Source organism: Actinomadura sp. KC216, from assembly GCF_004348535.1.
GTDB lineage: Bacteria > Actinomycetota > Actinomycetes > Streptosporangiales > Streptosporangiaceae > Spirillospora.
On the sequence record NZ_SMJX01000019.1, the window covers coordinates 39,362 to 49,540 of the forward strand.

At 73.1% G+C, this 10,179-nt stretch carries 10 protein-coding genes; 2 read left to right on the forward strand and 8 right to left on the reverse strand.

The window, feature by feature from the left end:
- Window positions 1-3: 3 nt before the first annotated feature.
- Genes shc through hpnC form a run of 5 tightly spaced genes read right to left on the reverse strand, consistent with a single transcriptional unit; the run spans window position 4 to window position 6,062 of the window.
- On the reverse strand, window positions 4-1,878 hold the full coding sequence (gene shc / locus E1264_RS05765) for a squalene--hopene cyclase (RefSeq protein WP_132170302.1): 1,875 nt from the start codon (window positions 1,876-1,878) through the stop codon (window positions 4-6).
- Window positions 1,878-2,888 (reverse strand): polyprenyl synthetase family protein, encoded by a 1,011-nt coding sequence (locus tag E1264_RS05770; RefSeq protein WP_132170304.1) that lies wholly within the window; start codon window positions 2,886-2,888, stop codon window positions 1,878-1,880. The genes shc and E1264_RS05770 overlap by 1 nt, the downstream gene beginning before the upstream one ends.
- Entirely contained in the window at window positions 2,885-4,231 is a 1,347-nt protein-coding gene (hpnE, locus tag E1264_RS05775) for a hydroxysqualene dehydroxylase HpnE (RefSeq protein WP_243710771.1), read from the reverse strand. The genes E1264_RS05770 and hpnE overlap by 4 nt, the downstream gene beginning before the upstream one ends.
- On the reverse strand, window positions 4,228-5,145 hold the full coding sequence (hpnD, locus tag E1264_RS05780; protein WP_132170306.1) for a presqualene diphosphate synthase HpnD: 918 nt from the start codon (window positions 5,143-5,145) through the stop codon (window positions 4,228-4,230). The genes hpnE and hpnD overlap by 4 nt, the downstream gene beginning before the upstream one ends.
- Complete coding sequence (gene hpnC / locus E1264_RS05785) at window positions 5,142-6,062, reverse strand: squalene synthase HpnC (protein WP_243710772.1); 921 nt, start codon at window positions 6,060-6,062, stop codon at window positions 5,142-5,144. The genes hpnD and hpnC overlap by 4 nt, the downstream gene beginning before the upstream one ends.
- Before the next feature lie 249 nt (window positions 6,063-6,311).
- On the opposite strand from hpnC, the gene E1264_RS05790 reads away from it, so the two are divergent.
- Together E1264_RS05790 and E1264_RS05795 are read left to right on the forward strand one after the other, a co-directional pair.
- A complete protein-coding gene (locus tag E1264_RS05790) occupies window positions 6,312-6,956 on the forward strand; it encodes a TetR/AcrR family transcriptional regulator (protein ID WP_132170308.1) in 645 nt (214 codons plus the stop codon).
- Window positions 6,957-6,963: 7 nt separating this feature from the next.
- The gene (locus E1264_RS05795) at window positions 6,964-8,310 is read left to right on the forward strand and encodes a carotenoid oxygenase family protein (RefSeq protein ID WP_132170310.1); all 1,347 of its coding nucleotides are present in this window, start codon (window positions 6,964-6,966) and stop codon (window positions 8,308-8,310) included.
- A gap of 4 nt (window positions 8,311-8,314) precedes the next feature.
- Here the strand turns inward: E1264_RS05795 and E1264_RS05800 are convergent, their stop codons facing one another.
- The 3 genes from E1264_RS05800 to E1264_RS43145 form a co-directional block, all read right to left on the reverse strand.
- Window positions 8,315-9,253 carry an aminoglycoside phosphotransferase family protein gene (locus E1264_RS05800; protein ID WP_132170312.1) on the reverse strand — a complete coding sequence of 313 codons (939 nt, stop codon included), beginning with the start codon at window positions 9,251-9,253 and terminating at the stop codon, window positions 8,315-8,317.
- Between the two features lie 21 nt (window positions 9,254-9,274).
- A complete protein-coding gene (locus E1264_RS05805) occupies window positions 9,275-9,574 on the reverse strand; it encodes a DUF1905 domain-containing protein (RefSeq protein ID WP_132170314.1) in 300 nt (99 codons plus the stop codon).
- Between the two features lie 401 nt (window positions 9,575-9,975).
- A partial coding sequence (locus E1264_RS43145) for a hypothetical protein (RefSeq protein WP_165964025.1) occupies window positions 9,976-10,179 on the reverse strand: 204 nt, incomplete at its 5' end.

Sequence of the window (10,179 nt, forward strand, 5' to 3'; positions counted from 1 at the left end):
TCTTCACGAACCCTTCAGGTAGCGGCCCAGCGCGCTGAGGGGGAACACCAGGCGGTACAGGTGGTAGTTGATGTAGAAGTCGCCGGGGAATCCGGTGCCGGTGTAGTGGTCCTCGTCCCAGGTGCCGTCCGGACGCTGCCGCTCGACCAGCCACCGCACCCCGCGCTCCACGGACTCGCCGCGCTCACCGGCGGCGAGCAGCGCGATCAGCGCCCACGCCGTCTGCGACGCGGTCGAGGCCCCGTGCCCGACCCACGACCGGTCGCGGTAGGACCGCAGGTCCTCGCCCCAGCCGCCGTCGTCGCGCTGGTGGCGCTCCAGCCAGCCGACCGCGTCGCGGATCACCGGCTTCTCCGGCCGGACGCCCGCCGCGATCAGCGCGGGCACGACGCTGCCCGTCCCGTACACGTGGTTGGCGCCCCAGCGGCCGAACCACGAGCCGTCCGGCTCCTGCGCCTTCAGCAGCCACACGACGGCCTTCTTGACCAGCAGCGAGTCGGCCATGCCGCGGTGCGCCATCGCCTCGACCACGTGCGCGGTGACGTCCGCGGACGGCGGGTCGATCACCTCGCCGAAGTCGCAGAACGGCAGCCTGCGGCACAGCGCGCGGGTGTTGTCGGCGTCGAACGCGCCGAACCCGCCGTCCCTGGAGACCATCCCGGCCATCCACCGCACGCCCCGCTCGATCGCGGGCTCGGCCAGCGGATGCTGGACGCGGTTCAGCGCGATGACGACCTCGGCCGTGTCGTCGACGTCCGGGTAGCAGTCGTTGTCGAACTCGAACGCCCAGCCTCCCGGCGGGAGCTCGGGGCGCCGCACCGACCAGTCGCCGGGCCCCTTGACCTCCTCGCGGATCACCCAGCCGGCGGCCCTTTCCAGGGCGGGGTGCCCGGTGGGGAGGCCGGCGTCGGCGAGCGCGTTCATGGCGAGGACGGTGTCCCAGACGGGCGACTGGCACGCTTCGAGCCGCCGCCCCTTCTCGTCGCGGACGGTGAAGCGTTCGAGCCCGTCCAGCCCGCGCCGGATGACGGGATGGTCGAGGCCGTAGCCGAGAAGGTGCAGCGCGAGCAGCGAGTACACCCACGGCGGCTGGATGCCGCCCCACGAGCCGTCCCGCTCCTGCCGCGCGATGATCCAGTCGGCGGCCCGGCGGAGCGCCGCCCTCCGCACGGCCTTCGACGGGCGGCGCTCGTACAGGTGCAGGGCCTTGTCGAGCGCCTGGAACACCACGTCCCAGCCGGACCTGGGCCGTCCGGCGGTGCGCGGGACGTCGTAGTCCGGGTACAGCTCGTCCAGCTCGAACGGCAGCGGCCGGACGGGACGCACAGCCGCCACCACCGTCAGCGGGACGATCGTCTGCCGCGCCCAGCAGGCGAAGTCGTAGACGTTCAGCGGGAACCAGCGCGGCAGGAACATCAGCTCGGGCGGCACCACCGGCAGCTCGTCCCACGGCCACCGGCCGAACATCGCCAGCCAGAAACGCGTGAACACGCGCGTCGCCGGGATGCCGCCCTCGCCGCGGATGTAGGCGGCGGCGCGGGCCATGTGGTCGGCGGCGGGCGCGTCCCCGGCGAGCCGCAGCGCCACGTACGCCTCGACGGTCGTGGACAGCTCGGGCGGCCCGTCGTGGAAGTTCGCCCACGTGCCGTCCGCGGCCTGCTGCGACCTGATCCAGCGGGCCGCCTCGCGGGTGTCGTCCTCGTCGCGGATGCCGAGGAACTCGCGCAGGAGCAGGTCCTCGGCGTCCATCGTGACGTTCGTCTGCAGCTCGCCCTTCCACCAGCCCTCCGGTGACTGGAGCAGGAGCAGATGCTCGCGCGCGGCCTCGACCGCGTCGGCCGCCGTCCGGGTCCCGGTCATGTCCTCTGTCGCCGTCATCAGTGGTCCCGGCGGGTGACGAAGTCGGCCACGTGCAGGAACTCGGCGCGGACGGGCTCGGGCAGCCGCGCGGAGACCAGGTGCTCAGCGGCGCGCTGGATGCGGCTCTCCGCCTCCATCTCGGCCCACGCGCGCCCGCCCGCCGCCTCCACCAGCGCGGCGACCTCCTCCAGCTCGTCCTCGGAGAGGTCGGGGCGGGCGTACAGCTCGGCCAGGCGCGCGGCCTCCGGCCTGTCGGCGTTGAGCGCGGCGACGACCGGCAGCGACATCTTGCGGGACCGGACGTCCGACAGCGCGGGCTTCCCCGTCGTCGCCGGGTCGCCCCAGATGCCGAGCAGGTCGTCCACGAGCTGGAACGCGATGCCGAGGTCGGCGCCGAACGCGTCCAGCGCGTCCGACAGCGGCTCCGGCGCCCCGTCCAGGACGGCCCCGATCGAGCACGAGCATGCCAGCAGCGCGGCGGTCTTGTCGGACGCCATCGCCAGGCACTCGTCCACGCTGATCTGCCTGCGGGTCTCGAAGTCCATGTCGAGGGCCTGGCCGGTGATGAGCCGGCGGGTGGTCGCGGTCAGCGCGCGCGCCGCCCGCGCGGACCCCTGCCCGGGCGCCTCCAGCAGCACCTCGACGGCGAGCGCGAGCAGCGCGTCACCGGCCAGGATCGCGGACGCCTCGCCGAAGACCGTCCAGGCGGCCGGACGGTGCCTGCGGGTCCGGTCGCCGTCCATGATGTCGTCGTGCAGGAGCGAGAACGCGTGGGTCAGTTCGACCGCGACCGCTCCCGGTAGGGCACTCTCCGGCGGGGCCAGGGCCGCGCGGGCGGAAAGCAGCGCGAGCGCCGGACGCAGCGCTTTGCCCGCCGGGTTCTTGCGCGGACGGCCCTCCTCGTCCGTCCAGCCCAGGTGGTAGGCCGCGACACGGTAGGTGCGCGGATCGAGCCGGCCGACCGCGGCGCGCAGCGCCCCGTCGACCAGCTCGCGGACATCGGTCAGGGACACCGGAACGGTCGTCACCGGTCCCTCACCCCCTCCAGGTAGCGGTCTTGGGGGTGTTCCAGGTGGCGGCGGACGAGGCGGGCGGCCGTCAGACCGCTGCGCACCGCGCCCTCCATCGTGTCGGGCCAGCCGGTGTCGGTCCACGCGCCCGCCAGGAACAGGCCCGGCGCCCGCGTCGCCGCCGCGGGCCGGACGGACGCGCTCCCGGGAGACTGCCGGAACGTCGCCCGCCGCTCCCGCGTCACGAACACCTCCCGCACGGCCGCGCCCCGTGCGGCGGGCAGCAGCCGCCGCAGCTCGGGCACGAACCGGGCGCGCAGCTCGGCGGTCGGCATGTCGATCCAGCGGTCCGCGGCCGACAGCGAGATCGCCAGGTACTGGCCGCGGCGCAGGCCGCTCACCGCCGTCCGGTCGAACACCCACTGGACGGGCGAGCCGACCGCCGCGGCGAACGGGCCGTCCATCACCTTGCGGTCGTAGACGACGTGGACGTTCACGATCGGGCTCGCGTCCAGCTCGTGCCAGCGCAGCGGGTCCGGCAGCGCCTGCGCGGGCAGCAGCCGCGCCGCCGCCTCGTGCGGCACCGCCATGATTACCGCGTCGGCGGCCATCGGGACGCCGTCCACCACGACCTTCGGGTCGGTGGTGACGGCCTCCACCTTGGCCTTCAGCCGGACCGTCCCGCCCATCTCGGCGATCCGCCGCAGCGCCGGGCCGCCGTGCAGCTCCTCCAGCGGGACGAGCGGCAGCCCGATGTCGGCCGCGTCGGCGCGCCCGAACAGCGCACGGCGGCACACCATCGCCGACAGGCCCATCGCGGCGTCGTCGACCTCGGCGTTCAGCGCGGACGTCAGGAACAGGCCCCACAGCGCCTGCCGCGCCCACGGCCGCTGCCCGTGCCCGGCCAGCCACGCCCCGGCCGACACGGCGTCGAGCGCCGGGTCGGCCGGGTCGAGCCGCCGGATCGCCGCCGACGCGCGGATCGCGCGGAGCCGGTCCGTGACGGGGAGCGGCGCGTATCCGGCGAGCGCGGGCAGCAGATGCAGCGGGCTGGGCAGCTTCGAGCGCCGCAGCCTGGCCGGCCGCGCGGCGCCCGGCCGCAGGACGGGCACGTCGAAGCGGTCCTGCACGTCCACCAGGTGGTCGGCGCGCAGCCTGCGCAGCAGGCCCTGGTACGCCGAGCAGCACCGGAGGAAGACGTGCTGGCCGTTGTCGACGCACAGCTCGCCGCGCCCGAACGAGTGCGTCGCGCCGCCGAGCCACGGCCTGGACTCCACGAGCGTCACCGGGACGCCCGACTCCTGCAGCGCGATCGCGGCGCTGATGCCCGCGAGCCCGCCGCCCACGATCACGACGCTCACCGCTCCACCCCCGAGAGCGCGCGGGCCGCGACGACCGCCTTCTGCCAGGTCGGCAGCGACGCGCGCTGGTTCAGGGCCTGCGCCGGGCGCGCCGCGATGTTCTCCAGCAGCCGCCGGTAGATGCCCGCCATCGCCGCCGTGCACGCGGCGCTGCGGCGGTCCAGCAGCGACAGCAGCCGCAGGCCCTCGGCGTACCAGGCCCGCGCCCGCTCCGCCTGGAACCCGACCAGCTCGTTCAGCCGCCACGGCGGATCGACGAACCGGCCGGAGTCGTCCAGGTCGAGGGTGCAGCCGAAGCGCTCCAGGTCCTCGGTGGGCAGGTAGATCCGGCCCGCGATCCGGTCCTCGCGCAGGTCGCGCAGGATGTTCGTGAGCTGCAGCGCGACGCCGAGCGAGTCCGCGAGGCCCTCGGCGCGCAGCCGCCCCTGCCCGCCGAACACCCCGAGCGACAGCCGGCCGACCGTCCCCGCCACCCGCTGGCAGTAGCGCAGCAGGTCGTCGAACGTCTTGTAGTCGGCGCCGCGGACGTCGTCCTCGCAGCCGTCGATCAGCTCGTCGAACGCGTCCAGGGGGATCGGGAAGCGGCCCGCGGCGTCCGCCAGCGCGGTCAGCACCGGATGGCCCTCCAGCTCCTGGACGCCCGCGTGGCCGCGGAGCACGTCCTGCACCGTCGCCAGCCGCCGCCGCGACCGGTCGAGCTGGTCGAGCCGCACGCACGCCGGGTCGGGGCCGTCGCCGATGTCGTCGATGCCGCGCGCGAACGCGTAGATCGCGCTCATCGCCCGCCGCTTCGGGACCGGCATCAGCCGGATCCCGTAGGAGAAGTTGCGGGCCTCCTCGCGCACCACCCGCTCGCAGTGCCGGTACGCCTCGACGACCTGGCCGGGACGCACCCGCGCTTCCGAAACCGTCATCGCCTCCCCCTTTCCGTTCCGAGGGCTCGCGCCCATCCGGTCAGCAACGTGGGCCGCCGCGGGCGCAGGCGCCGCGCGAGCACGTCGTAGCGGCCGCGCTCCAGCGCGGTGAGCGCGGCACGTCCACCGGCGACGTAGCCCGCGACGGCGACCCGCGCCCAGCCCGACAACCCCGCCAGCAGCGGCGCGGCGCCGCCGTCCAGCAGGTCGCGGGCGCGGCCGGCCTCCAGCGCGAGGACGCCGCGCAGCCGCGTCGGCGTCACCGGGCGGGCGAGGTCGTCCTCCGCGCAGCCGAACCGGCGCAGGTCCTCGCCGGGCAGGTAGATCCGCCCGGCGCGGTAGTCCTCGCCGGCGTCCTGGCAGTGCTCGATGATCTGCAGCGCCGTGCAGACGTCGTCGGACGCCGCGACCAGGCCGGGCCGGTGCGCCCGGAACAGCCCCAGGACGATCCGTCCCACCGGCGCGGCCGACAGCGCGCAGTACTCCGTCAGCTCGCCGAACGTCTCGTACCGGTGGACGACCTGGTCCTGCCGGTTCGCCCGGACGAGGTCGCGGAACGGCTCCGCCGGCAGCCGGTGCGCGTGGACGGCCGGGGCCAGCCGCCGCAGCTGCGGCAGGTGCGGCGTCCGCCCGGCGAACACGCGGTCGAGGTCGTCGTCCACCAGGCCGAGCAGCTTGGCCCGCTGCTCCGGCGGCGCCTCGTCGCCGACATCGTCGACGAGCCGCGCGAATCCGTAGACGGCGAGCAGCCCGGCGCGGTGCCGGGCGGGCAGCAGCCGCGCCGCGACCGGGAAGTTCTCCCGCGCGGCGAGCCGGGCCAGCGTGCGATCGTGCTCCTCGAAACTCCAGCCGCCGCGGCCGGTCTGCCGGTCGTCGGAGCCCCTGTCGCCGGAGCTCCTGGGCGATTCAATGATCACCTTGATGAGATCGACCGGACCGGCACTAGAGAAACTCTGGCCAAGGTATTGAGTCTTTGAAACGTTGCGCGTCCCGCCGCAACCGTTCCACGGTGAATACTTTTCATCCTCGGTCGGCCCGCGAGGTCCACGGCGGTGCGGTCGGCCGGATGAAAGGCATTCAGTCACCGGCCCGCTGAAGGTTGACCTTCCGCCGGGGGTGTGCGATAACAGTGTTACTGGTCAAAAACGTTGTTACTGCGAGGGCCGATGAACGAGGAAACCGCAGCTCCCAGCGCGTACGCGCTGGCCCAGCGGCAAGGCGACCGGGCGATCCGGACGACGATCCTCGACGCCGCCAGCCGCCTGCTGGCCGCCGAGGGATCCCAGGCACTCGCGCTGCGCCGCATCGCCGCCGAGGTCGGCTGCTCGACCACCGTCCTGTACCGGATGTTCGGCGGCAAGGCCGGGCTCACCGAGGCGCTCTTCATCGAGGGCTTCGAGCGGTTCCGCCAGCGCCTCGCCGCCGTCCCGCGCCACCCCGACCCGCGCGACTACGTGCGCGAGCTCGGCCGCGCCTACCGGGCCAACGCGCTCGCCGAACGCAACTACTACGGGCTGATGTTCGGCGAGACCGTCCCCGGGTTCCAGCCCGGCGAGGAGGCGATGGCCACGGCGGCCTCCGCCTACGCGGTCCTGGAGGACGCCGTGGCCGCCTGCGCCGCCGCCGGCCTGCTCATCGACGCCGCCCCGGGCCACGTGGCGGCGTCGTTCTGGGCCGGGATCCACGGCTTCGTCAGCCTCGAACTCGGCGGCCACCTGGACGACCCGGAGGCCATCCTCGACGCCTTCATGCGCGGCGCGGCCTCCGGCTTCTTCGTCGACGCACCGCCACCCGTCCAAGACCCGAAGTGAGGCCAGCATGACGAACACCAGGAATCCCTACCTGCAGGACCTCTTCGCGCCCGTCACCGAAGAGGTCACCGCCCACGACCTGCCCGTCACCGGACGCATCCCGGCCGGCCTGCGCGGCCGCTACCTGCGCATCGGCCCGAACCCGCTCGGACCGGACGAGGGCGCCTCCTACCACCTGTTCACCGGCGAGGGCATGGTCCACGGGATCCGGCTCCGCGACGGCCGCGCCGAGTGGTACCGCAACCGCTGGGTCCGCTCACGGGACGTCGCGGAGCGGCTCGGCGAACCGTGGGCCGCGGGGCCCGCCGTCGAGGGCTTCGACGTCTCGCCCAACACCCACGTCATCGAGCACGCCGGGGAGACCTACGCGCTCATCGAGGCCGGGGCCAGGCCGTACCGGCTCGACCACGAACTCCGCACGCTCGGCCCCTGCGACTTCGACGGCACCCTCAAGGGCGGCTACACGGCGCACACCAAGAAGGACCCGGACACCGGCGAACTCCACGCCATCGGGTACTTCTTCGGCTGGGAGCACCTGGAGTACACCGTCCTGAGCGCGGACGGGCGGATCGTCCGGTCGGTGGAGATCCCGGTCGCCGGCTCCCCGATGGTCCACGACTTCGCGCTGACGCAGAAGTACGTCGTCATCTACGACCTGCCCATCACGTTCTCCATGCGGATGGCCGAGGAAGGCCGGTCCCTCCCGTACGCGTGGAACCCCGAGCACCCCGCCCGGGTCGGCATCATGCCGCGCTCCGGCGGCACCGCCGACGTCCGGTGGATCGACATCCCGCCCTGCTGGGTCTTCCACACGCTCAACGCCTACGACGACGGCGACCGCGTCGTGGTGGACCTCGTGTCCTTCCCCAGCTTCATGCACGACGGACGGCTGGACGGCAACCCGCCGCCCACCCTGGACCGGTGGACGATCGATCCCGCCGGGGGCAGCGTCCACCAGGAGACGATCGACGACCGCGCCCAGGAGTTCCCCCGGGTGGACGAGCGGCTCATCACCCGCCCGCACCGGTACGGGTACACGGTGACGGCGGAGGCGATCGTCCAGAACCAGGCCGGTGAGGCGCTGATGAAGCACGACTACGCGAACGGGTCGTCCGAGGCCCGGCTCTTCCCGGCCGGGTCCGGCGTGGGGGAGGCGGTGTTCGTGCCGTCCGGCCCCGCCTCCGCCGAGGACGACGGATACCTGATGGCCCTGGCCTTCGACCCCGACCGGCAGGCCACCGACCTGGTCATCATCGCCTCGCAGGACTTCACCGGCGAGCCCGTCGCGACCGTCCACCTGCCGGTGCGCGTGCCGCTCGGGTTCCACGGGACCTGGGCTCCGGATGCCGCTTGACCGGTCATGACAGGCGGGGGAGCAGGTGCATGGCCACGTCCAGAGCTCGGGTGGGCTCGGTCGGCTCGAGTGGCGTCCAGGCCTCGGCCGTCCAGACCTCGGAGAGGACGGCCGTCACGAAGCCCCATGCCCGAACGCGTTCGACGGGGAGGGACATGCCGTCCGCGAGCTGTGCGACGCGCGCCGGGACCAGCTTGAGCAGGTCGTCGTCGCGGTCGTCCGGATCGGGGTTGTAGAGCAGTGCCCCCGCTTCGTAGCCGCGGTCGCCGACATAGCCGTGCGGGTCGATCGCCAGCCACGGTTCGCGAGTCGCCCGCAGGACGTTGTCGTGGTGGAGATCGCCATGCAGGACGACCCGGTCGGTGCCGTCCGAGCAGAGTTCGTCGAAGAGGCGTCCCGCGCGCTCCACCAGGTGGCGTGGCAGTGGGTCGTCTCCGGGGAAGCGGCGCAGGTGGTCCTTGAACGAGGTGCTCTCCGTGGACAGATCCGGCAGCGGGCAGTCGGGCGGGGGCGGCGTGCGATGCAGCCGCCCCATGACCGCGATCATGGCGGCCGTGGCCTCCTCGTCCTCGGCCGGGACCAGGGAGCGCGCCATGGTTCCGGGCGTGGCGCGTTCCAGCAGGAGCGCGCCGCGCGCCGGGTCGTGGGCCAGCAGGCGGACGGCGCCCCGGCCGTCGTAGAAGCGGAGAGCCGCCGCCTCGATGTCGAGATGGCCCGGTTGCGGTGGTCCGAGTTTGAGCACCGCCGCCGAGCCGTCGTCCTCCCGCGTCGCCTCGGCCACCCAGTGGTAGCTCAGCTCGAACGGCCGTCCTACGCGCAGCCGCCAATCGCGGGCCACGGCGTCGACGATCGCGGGCAGGGTGTCCAGCCATCGCCGACCGGCCGCGCCCCAGACTTCTACGGCATTCCGGACGAGCGCGGGCGGAGGCACGATGGAGGGCATAGCCCCAACCCTGCCATCAGCTCACCCGAGGCGCTCGGTCAGGTGGACGGTGACCTCATCGCCGACGTCCTTGCCCAGCGCCTCACGGAGCTCCGCCTTGACCGCGAGCTTGTGATTGCCGTCCCCGAGCGCCATGAACGAGCCTTGGAACGGGTGCCCGTCGACCGTCCCCTTGACCTTGACCAGCCCGCGCGTCCCGAAGAACTCGGCGGATTCGGGCCAGATCACATAGGTCCAGCCGCCCTTGGCAGGGCTCTTCTGCAGAGACGCCGTGAACTGCTTGTCGAGCTCGTACTGCTTACTGTTGACCTTCGTCGCCATGTGATGTCTCCCTTCTCGGGTAAGGAGACCGCCCGGAACCGCAAAACTCATCGCCCGCCACGAAACCCCGCACGCGGAATGATCTCCATAGCGTGGCGGCCGACGGGCCGCGTGTGCTCAGCCGTCCGAGGGGAGTGCACATGAACGTTCTACTGGCCGCCGCCGGTCCGGTGGCGCTGGGAGTCGGCCGCATCGGGCCGGTGACGCCAACCTGGCCCTCGGAGTGGCCTGGCTTTCCTTTGCCGTCATCGCCTTCAAGCCGGGCCCCATCGTGCTCGTGCCGATGACGCTCCTCCTGCTGTGCGCCCATCCCTACTACACGCGGCACCGGGACCTTCGGGCGGGTGCGCGAGAAACCGCGAGAGGCCATCAAGCCGCAGGATGACCTGGCGTGGGTGGGGTCACCAGTCGAGGAGGAGACCGTAGCCCTCGGCGGCGGACGTCTCCATCCATTGGAGGGTTTCGTCCGGTGAGGGGTCTTCCAGGAACTCGTCGAAGGGCGGGGGCTCGGGTACGTACACCTTCTGGTTTCGGGGCACCTGGCGGTTCCACTCGCGCGCCAGGTCGACGTAAAGCGCGGCATCGACGGTTCGGGTGTCGTAGGG

Coding starts and splice junctions, on each gene's coding strand:
- E1264_RS05795 (WP_132170310.1), top strand. CDS start 6,964: ATGACGAACACCAGGAATCCCTACCTGCAGGACCTCTTCGCGCCCGTC.
- hpnD (WP_132170306.1), bottom strand. CDS start 5,145: ATGACGGTTTCGGAAGCGCGGGTGCGTCCCGGCCAGGTCGTCGAGGCG.
- E1264_RS05790 (WP_132170308.1), top strand. CDS start 6,312: ATGAACGAGGAAACCGCAGCTCCCAGCGCGTACGCGCTGGCCCAGCGG.
- shc (WP_132170302.1), bottom strand. CDS start 1,878: ATGACGGCGACAGAGGACATGACCGGGACCCGGACGGCGGCCGACGCG.
- E1264_RS05805 (WP_132170314.1), bottom strand. CDS start 9,574: ATGGCGACGAAGGTCAACAGTAAGCAGTACGAGCTCGACAAGCAGTTC.
- E1264_RS05800 (WP_132170312.1), bottom strand. CDS start 9,253: ATGCCCTCCATCGTGCCTCCGCCCGCGCTCGTCCGGAATGCCGTAGAA.